Source organism: Bacillus salitolerans, assembly GCF_042680805.1.
Classification (GTDB): Bacteria; Bacillota; Bacilli; order Bacillales; family SA4; genus Bacillus_CJ; species Bacillus_CJ salitolerans.
The window spans coordinates 122,197-145,748 of sequence record NZ_JBHUEM010000005.1; the positions used below are offsets into that span (position 1 = coordinate 122,197).

The following is a 23,552-nucleotide window of genomic DNA, read 5'->3' on the forward strand; positions in this document are numbered from 1 at the left end:
CTTACCAATTTTGGATTAGTACAATGATTGAAAATACTAGTAGTACTAACTTGGAAACCAAAAGAGTGCGTTCATAATACCATAGCCTTTCCATCATAACTGTTGAAGCTAGATAAAGTACGTTAGGAATGGCAGAAAGTATGGTATAAATGGGCCAAATTATGGCTAATGGGCGTGCAAACTCATCGTAAGAATGAATCGACACTATAAACAAAAGAGGAATACCTATTTCAAACAAAGTACGGACGGTCAGCATAATAATTTTATTCATGCGCCACCCCCGCTGCAATCTCTTGTTCTTCAAGATTCAACGTAGGTGCTACAAAGGATAACTGAACACGTTTTAATTCAGGGCCATTGGCTACAAAGAAAGCCCGCTCAAATCCTTCATCAAAATACTCATCAATACAAAGCATCACTTGGAAATCTTTATACTGGTCTAACAATAACTGTTCATGTAAGTACTCCGCTACCGTCTTGGTACTAACGGATATAACGACCATACTTGTGTGTTCATCAAATTCAGACAGCGGGAGCTTACCAAACACCTCATTGACTCGTCTCCAGTTATCGAGCTTCTTACGAAGGAATCCAACAAAGTTTTGAGATTGCTGAGCTCGTTCAAAGAGAATATTGACATACCCCTTTGGTGTTTCCATTTTAGCCACACCGAACGGCTTATCATTACGTGGGTTCCCACCAAGTAAGACATTCCACTTCCAATCTCGGATATTCCCACTTTCCACTAACCTAGTACGAACTTCATTCATCGCTACATAACGTTGAACTTCCATAATGCCCTGCCAATTATCAGGATTCTTAAAGAACTGGTCACCATATAAATGTCGCATTAGGATAAACCCCGCTACTCCGAGTGAAAAAGGAGCAGGAGGTTTCCGTTGGTTTGCCTCTCGTTCTATTCGGCAAGACCACCTTTCTACTAACGCAAATTTACGGAACTGGTCTAACCGTTTAGATACCTCAGAGCGGGACATTTCTGTTTTTGCGGTAAATAATCGTCTTATTTGGTCTTCATTTGCACAAATACAATCACCAAGGACTTTTAATAAAACTAAATCTTCTTCGGTAAAATATTGTCTTTTGTAAATACTTAACACTTGGGCAAGTGATGTATATGGATAATAATGATCTTTCGGAACTTTTCGATATCCCCTTAAGAGAGGATGGTCCCATACAGGAACATCCCCTTCTCGATTAGGATACGTAACTAAAAGAACATCTTGATTAGGCAAAAAGAAAATCTCCTAAATCTTTCTTCTTCTTCTTTCCTTGAGGATATCCGATAATTACAACCTTTGCCCGTTCATTCTTACGATCCACAGAACGCACTTTACACGTAACCAGTTCATTCGGTAGTGGTTCTGGAAGTTGATGTGGCTTCATCCCTTTAACTTCAAGTCCTTCATCCAGCTGAACGAAAATCCCGTGAATAGGATCTACCGTTGTAACACGTCCTACAATGGATTCGAACTCCGCAAGCTCTAATAAACGGTCGAATGGATTGACCATTGCTGCTTTACGGCTGACTTGAACGATTTCTCTTTCTTCATCAAAACGAAGGACTTTTACATGAATCGTTTCCCCTCGTTGAATGGCTACGGATAAATCAATTCTCTTGGAATAATCCCAATCATGCTTCATCATAAAGCAATCTTGTCCATTGATTCGAACGAAAATGCGTCCACTCTTTTCATTGTAACCCCATACAGTAGCTTCATAGTGCCTATCTTTAAGTTGCTTATTCTGTTCAAGTAACTTAATTTCTTCCCAGAATGATGTAGATGTTTTTTTGTCTGCTTCTTTAACCGAACCAATCGCAATCTGATTCTCTAAGTCTAGTCTCGTAATGATAATATTTTGAGTCGAACCTACAAACCCATTTAAGCTTTTATAACGGTGTTCCGCAAATTCATCAATCGGACAAAACGCACGTACTCCACCCTGTACCTGAATGATAGCTACTTCAACGTCTTTTGTTGAAACTCTACCATTTTCATCACGAACAGGCATCTTTCTGATGGCAGCAGCTCGGACGATTCCCTTCACCACTTCTTGTTTACGCTGATACGTTGCTAATAAATCTCTTTCTTCCTGTGTCCAAGTAAATAAATTTTCCACTATATGAACCTCCTAAAATTGTTTTCTTTTGTTTGCACAACGTCAAAGACAAATAAAAAACCCCACACCTAGCAAGAGACAGTAACACATGACAATGTGTTCTCTCTTAAATAAGTGTGGGGTATTCCCAGTCAATTTTATGAAGTTGTGATAAATTTGAATATCTTGATTGTACCTTATGACCTATAAACCTTCAATGAAAATTTTGGGAAAAGGAAAGATTCCTTTGATTTTGTTCATTAAACACGAGTATTACTGGTCTGTTTCTTCAAATAGATCTTCAATATTTACCCCTTTATTCTCGGGTTCATCTTTCTGTTTCTCCGTTTCTACCTGATTCAGTTCTTTCTCTAAATCTGCAACAAACTTTTTCGTATCCTCTGTTAACACCGTTCGCCTTACTACTAATCTTGGTTGTTCTTCTATAACGGCTACTTCTTTTTCGGCAGTCTTTATTTCTCGTTCAAACCCATCGACTTGTCTTCTCTGTTCAGATGTCCTTTCAAAGTCTGTCTGACTAATTGATTGTGGGTTTGTTAAAGTACGGTCTGACGATTGTGTTGGAGTCTGACTTTGCTTTTCTACTCTATGAGAATCTAATGAAATGACTTTTGATTCGTCTGACGTACCCCCATCCATTCCACTTTCACCATCAAAGGAGATGCTATCATTTGGTTGGTCGACTGGCACGTGCAATACACTAGCTTCTACTTCCTGTTGGTCTACACGTAGAGATGTATCACTTGAATAGTCTATGCTATCTTTCTCTAGGATTAGTTCAGAGACAAAGTATTCACCAGAAACTATCTTTGAACGTTCTTCAAGCCAAATTTGTGAAGGTTTCTCTTTTACTAATACTTTGGCCTTCTTAAACTCTGCCTTTGGTACGAAATTCGCATTGAGTTGAACAGGTGGCATACTCCGATTATCCTTCACAAGTTTCACCATACATTGGAATTCCTTCTGGAACATGATGTCACCTGGCGTAAAAGCCATATCCCGCTTTTTGCTATATGATGTTCCGCTTCTCGTAACAGGATTATCTTGAAGTGGTGATACGGATTGTTCCGTGTCCGATTCTTCATAACGAGTTTTCTCACCGAATAATTTCGAAAAATAATTTGCATCATACTCAGGAACATCAGCATAAACCATACGGTGACGTAACGTACCAATGAGTGTGTTCATATAGTATTCTCCATATCGGTCTGCTAACTGAGTAATGGTTTGCATGATCACCGTTAAGATACACTTATATTTACGTGATTGTGCTGGGAACTCGCGTAGGCTTTTATAAAAGAAGTCCGGTGCTTCATCCACAATGATTGATGCATGAGGGCTAACATCAGGCTCTCGTCTAAACACTGCATTTTGAAGTGAAAGCAATACCATCTTCCCAAACACATTTGATAGACCAAACAACTGCCCCTTTGCAGTGTTACATAAGAGGACACCACCCATTAATAAATGACGGTCGAAGTCGAAGTCCGACTTATCGAATAATACTCTACGAATAAGTGGATTGGCAGCTATGTCATTTAGAATATTTCGTAATCCTTGGACATGCTCTTCTTTTTTATCCATGTATCTGACTTCTCCACGATACTTACCAGAAGAAATCATCTCATCAACTTCCGCTCCGCCAACTCGAGTCTTCTTTGGAACATGGTTCAATTCAAACCAATCATCAATCCCTTTTACAATGCTCCAGTGGTGATATTCTTCTCGATTTGTAATCTCTTGAAAATTATCAGGTATCGTCTCTTTTAACACGACATGCATTTTTCTAACAAGTTGAGGATCATTATACATATCGATTAACTCACCAAACGTAACGTCATTCCCTCTTTCAGGGTCATGAAGCTTTAGAAGGTATATATAATACTTCAAATGGGAACGCTGCGCCTGTTCGAAATAAAAATTACCTCCTCCATCTTCGTTTAACCCGTCAATGACCAAAGCCATTTGCTCGGCTACTTTATCAGCGGGACCTTGCATTACATTAATTGATGGTGTATCCGGATTTGTAGGATCTATATAAGTTATCACTGAATCGGGTATATTATGTGCCTTGCAGAGCTTATAGGCTTTCTTACATAAATCATTAGAAGGTTCAATGATACTAATTGAATTCAAATACCTTCCCACTACATCCTCTGACCAGTAATTAGGTAGTTGACTAATTTTGGGATAATCATTAATGAATCTTGCCAGATGATGAAGGTCACCATTAATCATAGGTAAAGCAAGAGCTGCCGTTTTCCCGGTTCCAATTGAACCTACTATGATGTTATTTAATGTTCGGTCTCTACCTAATTGATGAACCATTTCTCCCGTTTCGGAATCAGGACCAAGCTCCAAATCTGGCCAATCCTCTGTTGCTTCCATCGATGTGAATTTTTGCAAAAATTTAGATTTAACCTCAAACTCTTTGAATGCTTCTGATAACTCCTCCCAATATTTGTTTACATGCCCTAATAACCATAGGAGGATGAGTCCGACAATCAGAATTGGTAGTGACATCATGATAAGCAAAAACTGTTCCGTGTTTTGCGTTAGAACTGCTGTAAATGCCGATGCTTCTCTATCAATCATATCGGATCGTATTTGTAAGTACGGTATTAGGGAACGGTACATTGCTGCTGTAACATGCCAAACATAATAAAACGTGATTCCACAAAACATGACGAGAAAAAAGGTCACTCTCCATACCAATTTACGGTACGTTTTTACTTTGGTTGCTAACAACCATGTACCGATAAAGACAGTTCCCGAAAGGAATAATCCAAAAAAAGTAGGATGGAGCGGGTCTCCAAAAAACGGATACATTTTAAAAGTTTGTGTCACTTGAGATTGAAACAATGCAACGGTATTAACCAATCCTTTCATAACGATATAAACCGACCATATGAACAATACGGTTGTTAGGAGAAAAGGAATCTTTCCTCTTACGTCATCAAGACCAATCTTCATACATGATCGCCTCCATTCTATACGGACTTATCGGTTTATAGAATATAGGTGACTCCGTAAAGTTCTCACTCCATTGCTGTGTATCGATAATCAATAGTTTGCGATAGTCTTTTCCTAGTACATCCATTCTTTGTTCTTCTGAATCATGATAGTAGCCAATCACTAAATCGATAGGGATTTTCGTTTTTTGCTCCAATACGAGTGAATGAAGGTAATCTAATCGGTCTAAAGATTGAATATGCCCTGCTTCCAACGAAACAAAGAATACATTTCGCGTCAGACTTCCAGATATGTTTTTGATGTTATATACCCCATCAGCATAATAATGAGACTCCGTTTCTTTCAGGTATACCTTCGAGTTTTTAATAGACGTAAAGCTAAATTCAAAGGTGTCGTTATAGTCTTCTAAGATCTTCAATGTTGCTTGAAGGTGTTGTACCATTTTTTCTTTCGTAAAAGGACGGTTCCCAAGCAACAATTCAAATGTAAGTCCATAGCATTCTTGTAAAGGTAAAGTATAGATTTCTAAATTTTCTTGATGCAGTTCCCTTAAGTTGATAATGGAATGCTTAACGTTACCTATACGCCTTGTACGGTCCCCATATTTAAATCGTGTACGAAAACTATCGTCCAATTCTGCAATTAAGACCACATGATGAACCCATGGTTCTTGTTTTGCTAACTGAATATACTTTTCGATTTTCTCACGCAACCTTGCCTGTTTTTCCGTACCTGTATCCAATTCAATATTAAGAGTTCGGTTCTTTCTTCTTAGTATCCAATCAGGAATGACAAGTGGCGAATCTGACATAGGATCTTCATCAACATAAGGATTCATCCCTGGACTTATAGAGTGTACATCTTCTCCCCTTTGAGCTACTTTCCCTAGGGTATGAATCACTAACTCTTGTAGGCCAAGATAATGGTCGACGTTTTTTATAGCAGAATAAGAACCTATCCTCTTATGGATTTTTTGAATCTGTTCTGGGCTATCAGCTTCAGGAATAAGCCCCTCATTGATTAAGATATCTACCCCTTGTTTCCCAATACGGTAGTAATAGAAACGAAAACCTAAATTCCCTAGTTCATATTCATGATGCTTGATAATGTCATACTGGACAAACTTCCTCATGCGGTTCGTAAATGCTCTACGGTTGTAGGATTTCTTAGATGAGGCATACAGGAATAGCTGCTGAGTTGTTAATAATCTTTGGTTAAACAGAAGTAGTAACAATTCATAATCTAATTCAGTTAGAATGATACCTTGTCGGTTTGACCCAAACTCAATCCACTTCCTCTTGGGTAGAGCTTGACTCAAAATGTTATGCTCCACCATTCCACTCCTTTCTCCTGAAAAAACAAAAAATCCCCAAGCTCAAGAGAGAATACATATCCATGATTGTTCATGATAGATAAGTATCTACTCTTTCTGCTTAGGGAATTCCTATTTATGCAGTATGTAATTAGGCAATAGACTTGCTGAAAGTTATTATAGCATGCAGCTTATGACCTGAGAAGTCAAAAATAATTATACTTTTGAGTTTTCAGAAGGAAAACTCCCCACAATCCTTGTGATACATTGATTGATAATGATTTTCCTAGAGTATATTGATTGATGATGATTGATATAGAAAAACAGAGGAAATGGAATTGGGGATTTTGCGTAAGTATGTGATGGGAAGATAGGGTTTTCCTAGTTCGGGGAACCCATAATAGTCGGGATTCTGAGGAGGTCTCAAAATACTGTTCTATCAATCTACAAGGTTATGACTCCAGTAATAAGGTTCAATTCATAATGTCATCCTATGACTTACACCCTATGACTTTCAAGTTGTGACTCCAACAACTTGATAAGAATGTTTACAGTTAAACTCCCCCATCTATATGTTTTAGAGACACTAAGACACCAAGACACTAGTATAACTGGAAAAGTATTCGTCTCATTGATCAATAGAGAGGTAGTTAGTGACTACTAAAATATCCACCATGATAAAGTTCTTCATTTCTGTACTTCCCCAATTTGAAGTTGTTGGGTACACAACAAAGTTGACACAATATCGTGTACACTAATAAAAACAGTATTCTTAATAATTAAGCGGATCCCTTCATTTTCAGTAATGATGCTCCTGCCTGAATTTATCACTCCAATCTCTTGCGAATAAAGAGATAGTAACATTTATAAGCTCCATTCTACATATAGTACATTATATTAAACTCTAAGAATATGATTCTTTGAAATGTGTACCTATTAATGTGTACACGATAATGTGTAGTCGATTTGTATATTTCTTTAAAATTTATGAACAAACGTTGTTATATCGGTGTTTTATATCATGTACACAATATAGGGGACACAATTATGTATACCCTATAAAGAATATATGATACAATATTGGATAAATAGGAAAATCCTACTTATGGAGGTGAATTATGACTCTTGAAGATTATATTGAAAATGTTGGTGATAGACTGAAAGAATCATTCTATCTAATAAAGGTTTTTAGTGTTATCGCAGATTTTGATGGTATTCATAAATCAAAAATTGCTGAGATGTTGTCTTTACCTCGTAAAGAAGTCCATATATCAGTAGATGCCCTATTTACCTTTGGTGTTGTACAGTTTGAAGAAGTTGGCAGAATGAAGTTTTATAGACTAACAGACATTGGCGCTGAGATCGCAAGTAGACTTACCGAGACTTTACATAATGAACAAACATTACATAAGGAAGAAAATTTAGAGGAGGTAAAATAGTATGACTCTTGCAAACAGTAAAGAATTAGAAAGAATGTTTATTGGTGAATCCGCTGAATTAAAAGGTAAATTTAATGAAGTGAGTATTCGATTTGGAGTTATTGGAGCTGGTCAAAAAGGAAATAAGGATGCCGATATTCTTGCCGGATACACATTCTCAAACGGTGAACAGTGCTATCCTTCCTTAGCTATTAATCTTTCCGAATCAGATATGACACATTTAAAGAATATCCCTCAAGTTGACCGTATCCATTTTGAAGGAATGAAAGGTGCAGCTCGTACACCACAAGTTGTCGTTGACATGTTCGATCCACAGCATCAAAACGGTCAAGCACATCAAGAAAGACTCACTGGAGAAATTGGCCGTAAATTTTATGACGAAAATGGCAACCCTCTTATTGACCAGTTTTTAATTTGCTTAGGTGCTGGTGGTGGTGTTGGTACAGGTTGGGGTTCATTAGTGTTAAATCTAATAAGAAATGATTATTTTGCAGGTGTTCCTGTCACGTTACTAATCTCCCTTCCTCACGGTAATCCAGAAGAGATAACAAACGCCCTTGTGCTACTTAAAGAATTAGAAGACTTTTTTAAAGAACAAGAAACACAGTACGAATCCAACGAAACTAAGCCTCTTGCAAGCGTAATTCTTGTAGATAATAAACGACTTTATGAGTCATTTAATGAAAGAAAAGACCAACATGCAAATAAAGGTAAAGTAATCAACTGGAAAGAAGAAAGCAATAATGCAATTCTAAGTACACTACATGAAGTTAATTTAATTCCACAAAACTTTGGTTCTGACAGCGTTACTTATGATCCATCAGATTTAATTAAGCTATTCAGTGTTCCAGGTAGATTTTTAACTCTAGGTAAAGCTCGCCTTCAACCAGAGGATTTTACCTTAAACGGATTGAGTTCAAAAGTTGAAGGTAGTCTTAATAGAGGTTACTTTGCTTGTGACCATAAGTTTGGTACTGCTACAATGTACGGTGGTTTTGTACTTCGTCCTCATGATTCTGAATTCTTTGCAGATATGAAAACCGAAGAAAAGCTAAAAGATACCTTAAGTAAGTATAAGAGACTCGACGAAATCGGTGGAAAGTTCGGAGATCCTATTTGGAATCAAAATTATTCAGTAGTATACTCCATCTTTGCAGGTATGCGAATTCCTAATCGATATGTACAACTAGCAAATGAATTAAATGAATTAGTTGAAAAACAGCAAAGAGAACAACAAGAGGAAGAAGAAGTAGATGTTTCAATCGCTTTAAATCGGATTCAAAATAATTCATTTAATCCCTATGCAAATACAACGGGTAGTCGCTTTAATGGGCCGAAGCAATCAGCTTTCACTAAACAAGTTGCTGCAACTGTTGAGAAGAAAGGATTTGGCTCAAATGCCTTTGGATCTTTCGGTAATAAAACATCTAACACTGAACAGCAATCAAGTGGAAATAAATTTGGTCAGCAAAAAACGTTTAATCTATCCCAGCACTTTGTAAGTAAAGATAACCAAAATAAATAGAAAAAAAAGAGGAATGCATTTTAAATGTTATTCCTCTTTTTTATATATCCTTGTTGTTACTAAATACTCGATTAATCAAATTGGGTTTAACTTTAATGAGATTGTTTCTTTTATCATTAATTTTTAAGATTTCTAATATATCATCTTTGCCATTTAGAATGCGATTAATGGTTTCAATACTTCTTTTAGAGCTATATTCCACAGATTTTATCTTTATATCTAATTCTCGGTTCTTTAGTTCCAGTGTATAAATCTTTTCAAGTAATATATTCAAAGTTTCCATAATTGATTTTTCAGATATAAGAATGTGCTTAATGGTTTCATTTTTCCTATATTCTAAAGACTCTATTTTCAAATTCAATTCTCGATTCTTTAGTTGCTGTAATTCATTTTTCTTAAACAATATATCGAAACAGGTTCTAATACTCTTCAGTATAGGTAAAAGAGTCTTAACTATTTCCAGTGATGAATTTTCTATTGAGTCCGTATTAATTAAAGAATCCCTTATCTCATCTGAAAATGCCAATTTTCTAATATCTTCTATGTCTTGTTTAGATAAATTAAATTTTTCACGTTCCACCATTTTATCTTGGTAGTATGAATGAAGTAATCTTTCTGTCTTTGAACAATTAACAGAATAAATAACTTGAACCAATTCGTAATTAAAATCTCGACTATGTTCATACAAACGTTTATCTAGTTTCCTTGAAGTTTTACCTATTTTGATTAGGTCATTGTCGGTATCCTTTAGAAAATAGACGTATCCAACTTTATAAAACTTCTTCATATACTTCCCTCCCTTTATTTAAGGTAGTGCTATGAAAGTTTTTTAGACTCTTCATCGTTAAAAAGTGTTTGTTGAATACCCTGGGAGCGAAGTAACTTTTTCATACCTTCAAGCAGGTCCGCTTCTTCTCTTAATCTATGGATTTTTTTTTCTTGATTAGTTATTACTTCGTTTAAATTGCAGATTAATTGGTCTTTTTCCTCTATTACTAACTTGAACTGTTTTTCCTGCTCCATCTTCTCTAACAATTGATTATTTATAACATTAAACTGAACCTTACATTCTACTTGTTCAGTTTGAATAGCCTTTTCACATTTATCCACTAGTTCAATATAATATCCACCTGGTTCCATTAACAAGTTATATACTGGTACCGTTAAGTTATCTACTTTACTAACTTTTTTCATATTTAAAAGTTCATATGCATGTACTAACGCCTCATAGACATCGGCTTTATTTTCATGATCAGCTGCAATCTCCTGTATTCTTTTTATTGTATCTGGATAAACACGATCTGAAACCCTTTCTTTTTCTGCCATTATTACATTCTCCCTTCAATCTCACCTAAATTTGATTTATTTGCCACTATTATTGACTAATAATTATCAAATTATTCAAAGGGCAAAGGGATGTTCTTGTTTGTCTGACTGTCAGACATGTCTGACAACCTATATTTTTTATATTTTTCGGTTTTTTTGCTGATTGTACTGATTGATGTTGATTGCAAAAACATTACCACGAATCAGTATCAATCAATATCAATCATTATTGTGTTTATCAATCTATATTGCTATTAATTGCATGATTTATATTTATCAATCGTGATTAATCAGATTTAAACATCAATCAGTATCAATCAAACAAGTGATTGATGGCTGAAATTCCGGAAAACTCTTGATTTCCCAAGTTTTTTGAGGTTAATATAAAGGTATTGTTATTACATATTTAGTATGATTGAACCTGATTGGAGGTGTAGAGCGTGGAATTTGAACATCTTAAAGAAAAGATACGAGAAGAATTCGAAGGAGATGTGCTCCATGAACGAGTTCGAAAAGAATTCAGGGGCCGGGAGGATCTAGAAGAGATTCTTTACCCTAGAAATATATTAGAAAAGATAGATATTGAATCTATGTATTCGTTAACACAAGCAGCAGAATTTTTTAAAGATAAACAATTATATGACCTTCGAAATCTAATAAACCGACACTCTCTTAACGAATATTTAGAAGTCGAAAAAAACGGAAAAATGCACCGTTTGGATTTTAGAGCAATATATCGGTTTCACTTAGTATTTATTCTTAAAGACCAGGCTAATATGCAACCGTATGATATAGCGGAATTAGTGGGGTCCCGTCAACTTGATCCAAAACAAGTTACAACTTCATTTACTCGAAATAGTAACAATGTCATTAATGAATCGAATTTACCTGCAATGAATCACGGAGAAAGACAAGAGCATATTGAGGCCCAACTCCTAAACATACAAAAAGTTTTATTTCTTCAACAACAAGAATTATTGCTTCAAAAGAAGAAGAGTGAATATCAAGAAATGAGTAAAAAGCTTATTGATATTGACAGAGAAATTGAAAGTTTAGGCTATCAAGCTGAAAACTTAGAATTAAAAATCGAAATTCAAAAATCTGAAGAAGGTAGTAAGAAGTGGGCGGTAGAAACTAGTAAGAAGATCGCGATCGAGGCAAGCTCAGCTTCCTTAAAATACAGTATGGGAAAACAGAAGAAGAAAGGCTTTTTTCAAAAGCTATTTGCTGGTAATGATGATGAAATATCACAAGAAGCAGCATACGCTGAATTAATGAAGTCCATAAATGAAGTTGCTACAAAAAATGAGACGGAATTCTCTGCTCCAACTAGCTTAAAAGCTCAATTAGAAAAGACGCTTTCGGAGAAGGAAGGGAAAGTCAAAGAAAGAGAAACCGTCATAAAGGAAGTACAAGAATTAAAGGGATTTGTTCAAAAACTTGAAACTAAATTAGAGGTTACCCAGGAAAATATCCATATGTTAGAGTTTACTGGTTTTGATGTTCTTGAGTTTGTAACTGGCAAAAATACTAATCCTCAAATAGGCAATAAGCCAGATCAAAGTTTAATTGATATCCTACCTGGTTCTGATGAAAAATAACTATGGTAAAAAAAATGCTATAATGTAAGTAGATAATAAATTAAGACTAAGAGGTGATTGCAAATGAACAAAGTTCTAGTGAAAATGATGGATGGTAATACTCAACGGAAAATGGATAAAACCATGGCTGGTATTGCTATTTTCGGTGTTTTCAATGCAATTGCGATTACAGTTTTAAACTACTTTATCTAATCAATATCAATCTCTATCAATCATATACATGTTGGCGTCGGATCTAAGGGTCTGACGCTCTTTTTTTGTAGTTTTTCATCTGGAGATGCTCCAAATAGAAAAATTCTTAGTTTTTTGTTAGAGCAATAATTTTACTTTCTAATGTGGTGAATACAAGGGTAGGTACTCAACAGTTATGAGAGTAGCTGCACTCATTATAAGTTTAAATAAATAAAATACATTTGAATAAATTGTTGAGTAAAATGCAAAAAGTCCTTCACGAATGAAGGACCTTTGCAGACGAAGTAACGGATTTTACCCCTATTACTTATTATTTTATTTAGTTAATAATAATATACCAAAGTCATATAGTGAATGCAACAAAAAATTAACTAATATTTCGTAGAATAATAAATAAGTAAACTATGATTTTTCCTAATTTGGTAAGTATCGACAAAAAAATGTATCTTTCGTATTCCCATACTTAAGGATTTATGTTAATATTTTAAACAGACGAAGAACGGAATGAAATGGTGACATATTTCTATCTTTCTTACCATAAGTGTATCCACTTTTAGGAGCTTATGAATGTAAGGTAAAGATAGGCATATGTGGTCAATTCATGACCTCTATTTTTTTGTACATAAATTTAGAATCATGAAAGGATCATAAAAAAAGGCAAAAAAAAAATCTCTAGCAACAATCCAGTCGAACGGAAAGTACTAGAGCTCAGCAATATGTTTCACATACTTCACAAAACCCCACTATGCGAAACTACCGAAAGCGCAAAAAGATATGAATGAAGTTACGATACAATAATCGTAAACTTGCATTTGAAGTTATTACTAAGTAATTGTACCACTAACCGTTGAATATATCAATATTTAGTGGTCATAATGTGTAATAATTTCAAGATAAATAGATAAAAAGAAAAATAGAGAAAATATAGAGATAAAAACGGTAGAAGCAATAGGGGTTTTGTGGAAAGTAGATGGAACATTAAGCTGGGTGAAGGATCTTTCTTAAGTGTGGATTCTTTAGGTAAGCTTATAGTCCAAAAATAGGGGAGAGCTTTGTACTCTGTCTTATTCGTTCACAACTCATTAGAGTTCTTCTATCGTTTTTTGTTGTGCAAAAAAAAAATGAATTTTCATTGCAAAAGATGTTGAGAACTTTTAAAATTTTGGACTTGCTAACCTTGTTTAGAATAGGGATTTCCCTTGGGTATCTATGTACTCAAGGGGTTTTGCTAAAAAAACAGGAGGTCAGCAAGACGTGATGGTAAACCAACGCAGAAGGTTTGTTCAAGTTTTATTTATCAAATCAAACAGCCCAATATTAACTCAAGTTGCAAAACGTATTGCCTTCTTAGGAGGGGTAGTATGCTAGCTGTTGAGTATCTGAAGTATGAAAGAGTTAAAGATCTAACTGCTATTGAAAAGAGATTATTACCGACATTGGCCAGATTGTGTGATTATGATAAAACAATCTATTTAACCATGTCTCAAATCAGGGATGAAATAAAAAAATTAAAGGTATGTACCACTAAACTGTTCGGTAATGCTATTGATAAACTTATTGAAAGAGGCTATATCTCTAAAAACGATGATGGACAGTTGGTATGCCATTTCTACCATCCTAATACAGGTACAGAGTCGAGTTATAAATATATAAAACATTATAAGTTTTTTACAGAAGCTGCTTTTTTAAACCTACATAAAAGAAGTTTAGAATTACTCTATTATTTCATGACTGTGAAACTTCCAGGGAAGCCACATTTGATATCTGTTGAAAAATTATATAAAAATAAGACGTTAAATGTAGATTCATGTGTTGGTAACTTTGCAAGTTTTGAAGAGTTTTCTACCCATTTCTTAGAATTAATTGAAACTGGGGTTATTAGTGTTGTACTTAAAACAAAAGGAAAAGGCGATAAAATCTTAACAAAAGATACCGCTAGATTTAGAGAAACCTTTAAAGATTTTTGTGATAAAAAAGATGGAAAACGAAAGTCTAGGATGGGGAAATCATTTCATGTTATTGAAGTGAGAATTAGTGAATCAGTTGTAAAAGAAACAGAAGATATATATGATAGACGGTCTTCTTTACGGGATTTAGAAAGCATTGCAATTCCATACGGATATGATCTTCAGCTAATCGCAAAAGAGGATTTAGTTGACCTACATTCTCCGAAGAAGGAACTAATAGACCAATTCGGTTTATTTGGTTTGAAAATATGGAGAAAAGCACTAGAAAAGTTCTTTATGGATGGTGGAAATCTCTATGAACAGGTGCAAGACCGGACATTTTCTAACTATCTAAAGAACTGGTATATAGTACCTGAGTTTGCGAATGAAATTAAAACCACTATCAAAACATTTGCAGATCAAATAGAAGAGGAATTTGGTTTTACTAAAAAGATGAATTTGGATATGGATGCCTACAATTCTATTAAACTTCACGTATCCCTAAACCCTATTCAACTTGACAAAAATATCCTTTCCTACATTTCAAACAAGTCAATTGTAGATGAAATGCTTACGATGGCGCATGATATTAAAGCTCATTCAAGAACGTCCGAGTTCCTTTTCGATGTATTAACAACTAACTACACCGAATTGAAAGAAATCAATAAAAAGTGCTTTACTTACATGATGTCAAAAATAAAAGAGTTAAATATAACCTCTGAAGAAATCATAAAAATGGCTTATGAGCAAAGGGGGCAGCGTAAACAAAATAAAATAATGAATGACTCTGTGCAATCAGATATAGAGGATAAGATAGAAGATCAGTGCCAGCAACAAGATAACACTGAATTTCAGCTACCTTTCTAATTTAAAAAAAAATGAAAAATAGATTAAATTCGGTCAGTCTGCCTATAAAAGGAGTGGCCTATTTGTCATGAAATCCAAACTATTACTCTATCAATGTTATAAAGTTGGATAATAGAAAACTACAAATTTGAAATTCTGGAGCTGTATGCTCCTTATTTTTTTTGTTGAATTCCCGTAGAAATGAAAAAAATAATGGATTTTCCTCAAGTATCTATAATTAAATATTAATTAGTCTTGATTATAGGTAAATTATATTAGACCTAATATTCAAGTTATAAAGGTATAGGATTCAAGTAGTAGTCGCTGTTTTTAAAGATTATATTTCCTAAAATAAAGTAGACACTAAAAATGAAAAAATGCTTAATTCCATATATATCAAAGGTTTTGAGCTCTATAGGGGACTAAATATAGTTTTGCTAATGTTCTTTAAGATCTTCTTTAAAAGGTCTTTAAACGCTCTTTAAATCCCCTTTACTATTATATTTTTAGAAACCAATAATAATCACCTTTTTGTTTCATAAATGATTAATTGGAAATATTTTTCACTCTAAAGATAATATACAAGTTTATTAATCCCTATCATGGTATTATAGATATAGTAAATTTCTTTGGATAGGAGGAACATGAATGCCCTATGGATTTAGTAATTATTTAAACAGTGCAACCAATGAGGACGGAGATAAACACTACAAAGAACTTACTATAACCACATATTTAAAAACGGTTGAAATGTTTAAAGCCTATCTACTCGCTAATGAAGAGTTTTCTCACATAGAACTAAAAGATGCTAAAACGAAACACATCAATAGCTTTCTGAAATCAAAACTAGAAGAAAACAGCTTAACCACGATTAATAAGTTGCTATCTTCTCTTAAGGTTTTTTACGATTATTTAGAGAAAAGTCAACAAATAATCATTGATCCAGCCTGTAAAATCAAGAGTTTTAAGGTGAAAGAGTTAAAACCAAAGAACTTAGATTATGAAGTACTTCTCACTATTCGAGATAGTATGTTAAATAAACATCATATTTCATTACAAGCTAAGGTACTTTTTATTCTTGGGATACGAGGATTACGTTTTTCGGATTTCTCAATTAAACACTCGGATGTATCTCATATAGACAACAGAATAGAGATTCAAATAGGTAAGAGAAAAGTTATTCTTAAAAATGCAGAAGCTGAGTTGTTTGCAGAATACTATTACGAGTCGTTGCTTAACGGAAGTGAGTATCTGTTTGCTGCTAGGAATGAAAACTCAAGATCACCAATCATAGACCAGTCAACCTTGTATTACCAATTACAAAAAGTGTTTGATGAATATGAAGAAATAGAAACACGCCCTAATTTAACGGATATCCGTCATGCATATGTATATTATTTGAGAATGAAAAAGAAATACGTTATCGACCAGCTATCCGCTGAATTAGGAATTCATAAAAACCGAACCAGTGACCTAGTGAAAGAAACCATTGAACGATACAATGGGAAAGAGTATAATGAAGACAATATCGCTATATAATTAACAAAATTAGCAAACCTTGAATCTACTACAATAATTAATTGAATAATAGAAATGGGAATACCCCAACAAGCTTAAACCTAGAATAGCCACTAGCTATTTTAGGTTCTAGTTTGTTGGGGTTTTTTCTTTTTTTAGAAAGAGAGGTATACATGAAGCCAATCGATTATTTTATTATTGGTTGCTTAATAGGTAATGGTGATATTCAAAAAATAGAAGGAGAGGATCATTTATATTTTTCATTTGAAAAACACAAAACAACATATTTACAAAACTTCATGCTTCATCATAGTCTGTTCTCGTCTATAACAGCGGATTTTCAAAAAGGTGAAGGGTTTATATTACCTAACCTGTTTATGAATGAAGTGATAAAAAAGTGGTACTCAGAAGGGGTGAAAATTTTTAGTAAAGGACCAGATCCATTCCTGGTACCATTTGAATCAATCGTGATTGCGATTAATTTATTTGGAAAGAGACAAATAGAAAACATAATTTTATACAGTAGTGTAAAAAAAGAATACCTAAATATACTTTCATATTCTATTAGTAAACAATTAGACTTACCTTCTGTTATATCTTCGTCGAATAGCATTAAGATTTATGATGCACCTGCCTTGTTTTTAAAGGCCTTTCATAAAGTAAGTCTTATAGATAGTACTGAATTAGCTAATTACATTAATGATAATGAAAGACGCGACATTGAACCGTTCTTAGAAAGAGATGCCATATTATGATTAAACGAATAACTTTGTTCATTCTATTACTTTTAGTTACTGGTTGTAATCAGAAAATTATTGAAGATGTAAATCGTGTAGAAAAACAAGAAAAAACAAAACAAGAAAAAACACTTACGATTGAAGAAGAACAAAAAGAAATATTGAAAAATGTAGAGAAACCGTTGGAAGAAGTTGTACAAGAAAATGAATTAGAAAGTAAAAAGACCATAGAAACAGAGTTTCAAACTGTGGAACAATATTTAGACCCAACCGATTTTTCAAAGCGAATCTCATACGAGTTATTTATGTTTTCGAATGGGAAAAAGAGTACAACAGACTTTGTAGACATCCTCATGACGTTTAGTTCCAAATCATTTCACGATGAATGGTTACAGGATAAAAATGCTGCAATTCAGATGTTCAATAATGTACAGGGGATGATGATGGAAGAGAATGTGTTCCCTGTGTCATATGAAATAACTGAAATTACGTTAAGTCAAAGTAGAAACGAAGCTTATTTTTATCGAAAAGTTATTTCCAGGAGTCAAGGTGAATTGTATTACATAACAACGATCGTCAAAGAAAATGGTGAATGGAAACTAGCTGATGACAGTCCTTCACCACCTTATCAAGAATTTGAAAGTCAACCAATATCGCAAGGAGGAACTGGCAATGAACACAACGGAAAATAATGTATTAAAAGAGACAGAGGCAATTCTAAAAGAAAAATTCGAACAAAATGATGACTTTAAAACGGAGTTATTCCTTCTCTATAATGTATACGCACCAAAGTATTTACGATTTGTAAAGGATGAAATGGGGCAAAAACGCCTTCAAGATATGTTTTTTGAAGCCATTAAAGGTCAGATTTTTCATGGATATTATTTAATACGTGAGTTGCTTGCAGATGAAAATACACATATTTCTAATGAGTTTTTAGGTCAACCCATTGGCTATCTCACAAATGAGGTTCCTCTATTATTGGGCCAAGCCCTAGGGGACAATTCTAGAGAATTAATAAAAACAGAAGTAGGGCATAAATTCTTGATGTGGTTGATTACGAATTATGAAGGGACATTTGACTTAGCGAAGCAGGTTCTTTGGGATCTAACATGTCTTGGGGCACGTCAAGCGTTATTAGATGAAAAGGAATCCAAAAACATTGGCTCTAATATTGAAAAAGTAGAGGGATTATTGTCAGTATTAAATGATTTGGAATTTCTCACACCACAATTATATCTTTCTGCAGCAGTTGTGACGGATAGTGTAGAAATGTGGGAAATCAACTATTGGAATTCTTATCGAAATCATCATAAGGCTGGAGACGTTTCGGTCATTAAAGTGGAAAATCAAGATGAAACAGGATATCTTGTAGCAATTAACTTACATGTTTCTATTTTTAAAGAAGAGCGTGAAAGTATTGTCACACACTTGGTTGGGAAATTAGTGGAAAGAAACAATATCAATCCATCTGCTCTTTCTATAAGTGTTGGTATAGTAGAGGAATATTCGGCATTCGTCATTAATCAAAATCACGATACTGGAGTGAATACTTATGGGAGCAATTAGAAATAAGGTATCAGTGAGTGAAAGCCTAGAAGGATTAATGAATATCATGATTATTGAACAAGTAGCAAAAGATGATAAACCGACCTCTATCGTGGATAAAGATAAGTTTTATTCTGTCATAGAGAATCTATTGAGTGTGGCGAAAATTGAACCATTCTACAAATTTTATCAACTAGATGTGATTAGACACTACCTAGAGAACGACCAATCTCTTACACTAGATGAAATCTTAAATAATTTAAGCAAAGTCGAATTTTATGGTGCTAAGTACCAATTCGCATATGGCTTAGTCAATATTGTAACGGATCTCAAAAATAGTCCTGAGGCTATGCGGAAACTAAACTTTTTGGTGGCTATCGATGAAAACCATTCCAGTTAATAGGAGGCATTAGAAAATGAAGGTTAAAGTGATGCTTTGCTTCACGCTCCTATGTGGGATATTAATTATTGTAAGTTCAAATAATCATTCAATAATGGAAGTAACAGATAGAATATTTTGTATGCGGATATCAAAAGTTGGGTCAATTATTAACTAGATCACCATATCCATATGTGAACTATGTGAAAAACTATATTTTCAATGCAAACCTTCTGTAACGATAATGACACCTTAACAATCTTGTTTTATCTGACCTCGATGGAAAAAATGTACTATCACTAGAGGGTACGATTCTGCGATAGTATTTCAATTTTTTACAATATTGATGGGGGAACTGGACACCAAAATAAGTTATTACGTAGGACGTGAAAGTATGAAAAAACAAATTTTAAAACAAACGATAATAATTCTTTGTATCGGAATTGTGTTGATAACCACGTATATTAAAAATCAAAAATCTGTAAAAGCACAGTCGTTTTCCATAGAGATTCCAAGCGGCTATTCATATTATATGCAAAGTTCCTTTATAAGATATATAGATGTTGGAATGGGGCAATTGAGTCCTAGTTTTCCCATTAGGAGAGCAACAACAAATATATGGGAAACAGCTAACACCTCATGGGCATATTGGAGTATGAATCTATCAGACTCCGATATGAATAACTATACGTACTTTATTCGTGCATATACTGGTCAGGAGGTTCATGGGACCATATTTGATCCGGTTGAGATTCCAGTTGGGGGAAGTATTTATATCATGGGTCCTAATACTCATGGTTCAGCGTACAACGGTGGTTATACCTATCAGATTTATAGAAAATTAAAAAACAGAGCGCCATCTCTTTCTCTGGATACACCTAACAACCAAATATTATCTGAAGAAGAAAATCAAAATATTTTAAATCTGACAGGAACAGTAATAGACCAAAATAGTTCAGACCAGATAACAATTAAGTTTACTGTTGATGGATTGTCTGGATATCAGAACAAGACATTGCCATAGGAGTAGATGAAAAGGTTATTTTAGATTACACCATCAGAATAAGGGGATGGGCTAGCAAACTATCAAAATAAAATTTTACGAAACTCCATTCAAACCAATGGAAGTGAATTTGATCGAAACGTAGGTGATAATCTATTAATCAAGTATTCTATCGACGGACAAAGTGGCCATCAGAATAAAATTTTACCGTAGGTAGGAGTGAGCAAATGAAGAAATTCATTAAAATAACGTGTTTATTTTTGTTAGTAATAGGGTGTTTTACTATAACTTCAAATAACGACCACATAGAGAAGGCGGAAGCTAGTGGAACATGGACTACTATTGGTAATCTTCAATTAGGGAGCCAAACTCCGATTTATGTCAATAATGCGACTCATATTTACAGAGCTGTGGTAGATGTAAGAGTATCTAGTTTATCATTTTACGCTGACTATCACGAAACTGTAAATATTCGTATTCTTAGTGATACCAAGCCAATGGGTGTTTATTATTATCCTTTATATTCATTACCTGATGGAACATATATATATTCTGGTTCACAGGGACCAGAATATGTAGACATAGCTATTCAAGCACAAGCTAGGAATCAATCACCAACTATCAATTTCACAACCACAAACAATCAAGTCTTATCGAATGTGAGTGGACAAAATATCCTTCAATTAAACGGAAGTGTAACTGACTCAAACGTAGGCGATTCTATACTAATCAAGTACTCTATCAAAGGTTTGAGTGGACATCAGAATAAAGTATTACCATAGAAAGGAGGTTGATAAGATGAAGAAGGCTAGTCTTTCATGTATTTTGTTTCTAAGTATATGTATCTTGACTTTTGTTTCATATAAAGGTGTTATAGGAAAAGCATATGCGCAATTAACAACCATTATCGTGACAATAATAATACACATGACACGTATGTCAACGGAGAGCCATCTTCGACAGGAAATATATATGGAAATTTTAGATACATACAGAGGTTGGATAGAACTTGATGTAAAGAATATAGTAAATAAATATTTATCAGGTTCTCCCAATTATGGTTTGCAGTAATGAGCCAAGAACAATCTAACTATTTCTATCTAACAGCGTACAGCTCTGAGTATTCAAATGCAATATCGTCCTCAATTAGTTGTTTCATATAACAATGCTCCTGAAATATCACTGACAACTTCTAACGGTCAAGTATTATCAGAACTTAGTGGTAATAACAATCTTCAAATAAAAGGTAATGTAATGGACGTTGACACAGGTGACAGTCTATTAATCAAGTACACTATAGATAACTTGAGTGGGCATCAAAACAAGATCTTGCCATAGAAGGAGGGAAGGAATGAAAAGAGCTATTAAAATTGTATGTATCATAGTGGTTCTAATTGGAATTTTTATGATCACTTCGAATATCGACCACTTAGAAAAGGTCAAGGCTAATACTAATCCTCAAGTAATCGAAGCTCAACGTGGAACATACATGAGTGGTGCCAATTATCTTGTTGGAAAACACTCTAGCGGAGACAATAGTATTTATTGCGGTAGTATGATAGCAGTAACAATAGACCCTAGTAAGACTTATTATTGCCAATTAAAAGTTGATGGGTCTTCAGTTAGAGGTAGTGCTGCTATCGAAAATCTTTCTGGATACTATGAATCCTACAATACTCCTTATGGGGATAGTCAATGGTTTGAGTGGACACTATACTCACAACTAAAAAATGCAAACCCAACACTGACTACAACTACAATAAATAATCAGGTATTCTCAGAAGTTAGTGGAGAAAATGTACTCCAATTGAATGGTAGTGTACTAGATTTGGATAATGGCGATTTACTTCAAATCAAATATTCAATCGATTCGCTAAACGATCATCAGAAAAAAGTCATTCCTTAGTGAAACGAGGGAGAGAATAAATGAATAAAAGGACAAAATCTATTATTTTAATAATGTTATTTTCTTGTTTAGTAGTTTTTATTAATACCTATCATTTCGAAAAAATTTATGCAACAACTGATCAATTAATTGGTAAACATGAAGGAGTATCATCCTCTTTTAATATGTATGACACGAAAACTGATTATGGTTCTACAAATACTCAATCCGGAAATATTTCAGTGGGTTCAGTAAAAATTTATAAAAGACCCGATAATTCTTACTATGGCACATTTGATATAACTAGTAATTACTATGCATATACATCTCGTACTGGTACAGGACAAACCAAAAGCTTTCAAGCATATGTAAATGTGGAGGTCTACATAAACGGTTACTGGAACACTGTAATAAGTAAATATTCATCCTTAAGCGGAATGACTCAATCTTCATTCAGTTTCCCATCTGGAACGTATAGTTCAAATATATCTACTAGTACAGTAGATTTGCTTAAGGATTATCCTAGTGCGCCTGTAAGGTATGTTGTGCATGGAAGTACTTATTCTGGCTCAAATGATGTCGGTCACTATCCGATTTCAACTTCCAAAAACTATACAGAAAATAGTAATAAATTTTTTACATTTAACAATCCTCCGAGCATTAATTTAACAACTTCTAGCAATCTATACTTATCTGAAGTCTTGGATAGAAATGTCTTTCCACTAAACGGTTCGGTAGTAGACCTTGATCTAGGGAATGAGTTAATTATCCAATATACTATCGACGGGCTAGCAGGTCACCAAAATAAGATAGTACCTTAAGGATGTGAATTATGATTAAACAAATGTTTTTACAAGCGATTCTTTTTTATTTTTGATAACAGGAACTTCTTTTCTCTTACAGTACAATACGGGTATTAGTAACGCTAATGCATCAACTTCATGGGAGCATCATTTTACATTATCTGCAAATGGACAAAGTGTAACATTTGAACAGTCGAATTATATTTACAGAGTATCTAGACTTGAATCACATTCACCATATACACTGTATTTTTATACAACGGATGGTTCATATTCTTCTGACGGTGTTTATTTTATCCCAAGTACGCTAACGGTTCAACCCATTTACCCTATAACACGATTCACTTAAATGGGACCTATTCCTTTAATATTGATCCAAA

General features: G+C 34.2%; 24 protein-coding genes. 17 read left to right on the plus strand and 7 right to left on the minus strand.

Annotated features, from left to right (window positions below; all coding sequences use genetic code 11):
- Position 1 precedes the first annotated feature (1 nt).
- The 5 genes from ACFSCX_RS06585 to ACFSCX_RS06605 all read right to left on the minus strand — a co-directional run bounded on the left by ACFSCX_RS06585 (position 2) and on the right by ACFSCX_RS06605 (position 6,445).
- Complete coding sequence (locus tag ACFSCX_RS06585; RefSeq protein ID WP_377927377.1) at positions 2 to 271, minus strand: hypothetical protein; 270 nt, start codon at positions 269 to 271, stop codon at positions 2 to 4.
- Entirely contained in the window at positions 264 to 1,253 is a 990-nt protein-coding gene (locus tag ACFSCX_RS06590) for a hypothetical protein (RefSeq protein WP_377927378.1), read from the minus strand. Before ACFSCX_RS06590 ends, ACFSCX_RS06585 begins: the two co-directional genes overlap by 8 nt.
- Positions 1,246 to 2,139: a S1 RNA-binding domain-containing protein gene (locus ACFSCX_RS06595; protein ID WP_377927379.1), complete on the minus strand. Its 894-nt coding sequence runs from the start codon at positions 2,137 to 2,139 to the stop codon at positions 1,246 to 1,248. Before ACFSCX_RS06595 ends, ACFSCX_RS06590 begins: the two co-directional genes overlap by 8 nt.
- Positions 2,140 to 2,391: 252 nt before the next feature.
- Positions 2,392 to 5,112 carry a type IV secretory system conjugative DNA transfer family protein gene (locus ACFSCX_RS06600; protein ID WP_377927380.1) on the minus strand — a complete coding sequence of 907 codons (2,721 nt, stop codon included), beginning with the start codon at positions 5,110 to 5,112 and terminating at the stop codon, positions 2,392 to 2,394.
- Positions 5,096 to 6,445 carry a replication-relaxation family protein gene (locus tag ACFSCX_RS06605; RefSeq protein WP_377927381.1) on the minus strand — a complete coding sequence of 450 codons (1,350 nt, stop codon included), beginning with the start codon at positions 6,443 to 6,445 and terminating at the stop codon, positions 5,096 to 5,098. Before ACFSCX_RS06605 ends, ACFSCX_RS06600 begins: the two co-directional genes overlap by 17 nt.
- A 1,097-nt stretch (positions 6,446 to 7,542) precedes the next feature.
- Here ACFSCX_RS06605 and ACFSCX_RS06610 point away from each other — a divergent pair.
- Both ACFSCX_RS06610 and ACFSCX_RS06615 read left to right on the plus strand, forming a co-directional pair.
- Positions 7,543 to 7,863: a hypothetical protein gene (locus ACFSCX_RS06610; RefSeq protein ID WP_377927382.1), complete on the plus strand. Its 321-nt coding sequence runs from the start codon at positions 7,543 to 7,545 to the stop codon at positions 7,861 to 7,863.
- A 1-nt stretch (position 7,864) separates the two neighbouring features.
- Positions 7,865 to 9,388, plus strand: a complete 1,524-nt coding sequence (locus tag ACFSCX_RS06615; protein WP_377927383.1) for an FtsZ/tubulin family protein — start codon at positions 7,865 to 7,867, stop codon at positions 9,386 to 9,388.
- 40 nt (positions 9,389 to 9,428) lie between these two features.
- Here the strand turns inward: ACFSCX_RS06615 and ACFSCX_RS06620 are convergent, their stop codons facing one another.
- On the minus strand, positions 9,429 to 10,175 hold the full coding sequence (locus ACFSCX_RS06620) for a GIY-YIG nuclease family protein (RefSeq protein ID WP_377927384.1): 747 nt from the start codon (positions 10,173 to 10,175) through the stop codon (positions 9,429 to 9,431).
- Positions 10,176 to 10,204: 29 nt separating this feature from the next.
- Positions 10,205 to 10,714, minus strand: coding sequence for a hypothetical protein (locus tag ACFSCX_RS06625; protein ID WP_377927385.1), 510 nt, complete (start codon positions 10,712 to 10,714; stop codon positions 10,205 to 10,207).
- Between the two features lie 440 nt (positions 10,715 to 11,154).
- Between ACFSCX_RS06625 and ACFSCX_RS06630 the strand changes: the two genes are divergently transcribed.
- The 15 genes from ACFSCX_RS06630 (at position 11,155) to ACFSCX_RS06700 (ending at position 23,190) form a co-directional block, all read left to right on the plus strand.
- The gene (locus ACFSCX_RS06630; protein WP_377927386.1) at positions 11,155 to 12,315 is read left to right on the plus strand and encodes a hypothetical protein; all 1,161 of its coding nucleotides are present in this window, start codon (positions 11,155 to 11,157) and stop codon (positions 12,313 to 12,315) included.
- Between the two features lie 63 nt (positions 12,316 to 12,378).
- The gene (locus ACFSCX_RS06635) at positions 12,379 to 12,507 is read left to right on the plus strand and encodes a hypothetical protein (protein ID WP_377927387.1); all 129 of its coding nucleotides are present in this window, start codon (positions 12,379 to 12,381) and stop codon (positions 12,505 to 12,507) included.
- A gap of 1,361 nt (positions 12,508 to 13,868) precedes the next feature.
- Complete coding sequence (locus ACFSCX_RS06640; protein ID WP_377927388.1) at positions 13,869 to 15,320, plus strand: hypothetical protein; 1,452 nt, start codon at positions 13,869 to 13,871, stop codon at positions 15,318 to 15,320.
- A 627-nt stretch (positions 15,321 to 15,947) separates the two neighbouring features.
- Positions 15,948 to 16,838 carry a tyrosine-type recombinase/integrase gene (locus ACFSCX_RS06645; protein WP_377927389.1) on the plus strand — a complete coding sequence of 297 codons (891 nt, stop codon included), beginning with the start codon at positions 15,948 to 15,950 and terminating at the stop codon, positions 16,836 to 16,838.
- A 152-nt stretch (positions 16,839 to 16,990) separates the two neighbouring features.
- A complete protein-coding gene (locus ACFSCX_RS06650; RefSeq protein WP_377927390.1) occupies positions 16,991 to 17,572 on the plus strand; it encodes a hypothetical protein in 582 nt (193 codons plus the stop codon).
- The gene (locus tag ACFSCX_RS06655; RefSeq protein ID WP_377927391.1) at positions 17,569 to 18,246 is read left to right on the plus strand and encodes a hypothetical protein; all 678 of its coding nucleotides are present in this window, start codon (positions 17,569 to 17,571) and stop codon (positions 18,244 to 18,246) included. Before ACFSCX_RS06650 ends, ACFSCX_RS06655 begins: the two co-directional genes overlap by 4 nt.
- Positions 18,227 to 19,123: a hypothetical protein gene (locus ACFSCX_RS06660; protein WP_377927392.1), complete on the plus strand. Its 897-nt coding sequence runs from the start codon at positions 18,227 to 18,229 to the stop codon at positions 19,121 to 19,123. The genes ACFSCX_RS06655 and ACFSCX_RS06660 overlap by 20 nt, the downstream gene beginning before the upstream one ends.
- Positions 19,110 to 19,502 (plus strand): hypothetical protein, encoded by a 393-nt coding sequence (locus tag ACFSCX_RS06665; RefSeq protein ID WP_377927393.1) that lies wholly within the window; start codon positions 19,110 to 19,112, stop codon positions 19,500 to 19,502. Before ACFSCX_RS06660 ends, ACFSCX_RS06665 begins: the two co-directional genes overlap by 14 nt.
- A gap of 16 nt (positions 19,503 to 19,518) precedes the next feature.
- Positions 19,519 to 19,659, plus strand: a complete 141-nt coding sequence (locus tag ACFSCX_RS06670; protein ID WP_377927394.1) for a hypothetical protein — start codon at positions 19,519 to 19,521, stop codon at positions 19,657 to 19,659.
- A 216-nt stretch (positions 19,660 to 19,875) separates the two neighbouring features.
- A complete protein-coding gene (locus ACFSCX_RS06675) occupies positions 19,876 to 20,505 on the plus strand; it encodes a hypothetical protein (RefSeq protein WP_377927395.1) in 630 nt (209 codons plus the stop codon).
- A gap of 206 nt (positions 20,506 to 20,711) precedes the next feature.
- Positions 20,712 to 21,266 carry a hypothetical protein gene (locus tag ACFSCX_RS06680; RefSeq protein WP_377927396.1) on the plus strand — a complete coding sequence of 185 codons (555 nt, stop codon included), beginning with the start codon at positions 20,712 to 20,714 and terminating at the stop codon, positions 21,264 to 21,266.
- A gap of 16 nt (positions 21,267 to 21,282) precedes the next feature.
- Positions 21,283 to 21,555: a hypothetical protein gene (locus ACFSCX_RS06685; RefSeq protein WP_377927397.1), complete on the plus strand. Its 273-nt coding sequence runs from the start codon at positions 21,283 to 21,285 to the stop codon at positions 21,553 to 21,555.
- A 57-nt stretch (positions 21,556 to 21,612) separates the two neighbouring features.
- On the plus strand, positions 21,613 to 21,822 hold the full coding sequence (locus tag ACFSCX_RS06690) for a hypothetical protein (RefSeq protein ID WP_377927398.1): 210 nt from the start codon (positions 21,613 to 21,615) through the stop codon (positions 21,820 to 21,822).
- A 13-nt stretch (positions 21,823 to 21,835) separates the two neighbouring features.
- Entirely contained in the window at positions 21,836 to 22,390 is a 555-nt protein-coding gene (locus ACFSCX_RS06695; protein WP_377927399.1) for a hypothetical protein, read from the plus strand.
- Between the two features lie 20 nt (positions 22,391 to 22,410).
- A complete protein-coding gene (locus tag ACFSCX_RS06700) occupies positions 22,411 to 23,190 on the plus strand; it encodes a hypothetical protein (RefSeq protein ID WP_377927401.1) in 780 nt (259 codons plus the stop codon).
- Positions 23,191 to 23,552: the final 362 nt, after the last annotated feature.

Bases quoted from the DNA above. Each gene is read 5' to 3' on its own strand.
- ACFSCX_RS06585 (WP_377927377.1), bottom strand. From the start codon at position 271: ATGAATAAAATTATTATGCTGACCGTCCGTACTTTGTTTGAAATAGGT.
- ACFSCX_RS06670 (WP_377927394.1), top strand. From the start codon at position 19,519: ATGAAGGTTAAAGTGATGCTTTGCTTCACGCTCCTATGTGGGATATTA.
- ACFSCX_RS06655 (WP_377927391.1), top strand. From the start codon at position 17,569: ATGATTAAACGAATAACTTTGTTCATTCTATTACTTTTAGTTACTGGT.
- ACFSCX_RS06640 (WP_377927388.1), top strand. From the start codon at position 13,869: ATGCTAGCTGTTGAGTATCTGAAGTATGAAAGAGTTAAAGATCTAACT.
- ACFSCX_RS06675 (WP_377927395.1), top strand. From the start codon at position 19,876: ATGAAAAAACAAATTTTAAAACAAACGATAATAATTCTTTGTATCGGA.
- ACFSCX_RS06695 (WP_377927399.1), top strand. From the start codon at position 21,836: ATGAAAAGAGCTATTAAAATTGTATGTATCATAGTGGTTCTAATTGGA.
- ACFSCX_RS06680 (WP_377927396.1), top strand. From the start codon at position 20,712: ATGAAGAAATTCATTAAAATAACGTGTTTATTTTTGTTAGTAATAGGG.
- ACFSCX_RS06650 (WP_377927390.1), top strand. From the start codon at position 16,991: ATGAAGCCAATCGATTATTTTATTATTGGTTGCTTAATAGGTAATGGT.
- ACFSCX_RS06635 (WP_377927387.1), top strand. From the start codon at position 12,379: ATGAACAAAGTTCTAGTGAAAATGATGGATGGTAATACTCAACGGAAA.
- ACFSCX_RS06620 (WP_377927384.1), bottom strand. From the start codon at position 10,175: ATGAAGAAGTTTTATAAAGTTGGATACGTCTATTTTCTAAAGGATACC.
- ACFSCX_RS06700 (WP_377927401.1), top strand. From the start codon at position 22,411: ATGAATAAAAGGACAAAATCTATTATTTTAATAATGTTATTTTCTTGT.
- ACFSCX_RS06660 (WP_377927392.1), top strand. From the start codon at position 18,227: ATGAACACAACGGAAAATAATGTATTAAAAGAGACAGAGGCAATTCTA.
- ACFSCX_RS06625 (WP_377927385.1), bottom strand. From the start codon at position 10,714: ATGGCAGAAAAAGAAAGGGTTTCAGATCGTGTTTATCCAGATACAATA.
- ACFSCX_RS06600 (WP_377927380.1), bottom strand. From the start codon at position 5,112: ATGAAGATTGGTCTTGATGACGTAAGAGGAAAGATTCCTTTTCTCCTA.
- ACFSCX_RS06610 (WP_377927382.1), top strand. From the start codon at position 7,543: ATGACTCTTGAAGATTATATTGAAAATGTTGGTGATAGACTGAAAGAA.
- ACFSCX_RS06615 (WP_377927383.1), top strand. From the start codon at position 7,865: ATGACTCTTGCAAACAGTAAAGAATTAGAAAGAATGTTTATTGGTGAA.
- ACFSCX_RS06665 (WP_377927393.1), top strand. From the start codon at position 19,110: ATGGGAGCAATTAGAAATAAGGTATCAGTGAGTGAAAGCCTAGAAGGA.
- ACFSCX_RS06690 (WP_377927398.1), top strand. From the start codon at position 21,613: ATGCAATATCGTCCTCAATTAGTTGTTTCATATAACAATGCTCCTGAA.
- ACFSCX_RS06685 (WP_377927397.1), top strand. From the start codon at position 21,283: ATGAAGAAGGCTAGTCTTTCATGTATTTTGTTTCTAAGTATATGTATC.
- ACFSCX_RS06645 (WP_377927389.1), top strand. From the start codon at position 15,948: ATGCCCTATGGATTTAGTAATTATTTAAACAGTGCAACCAATGAGGAC.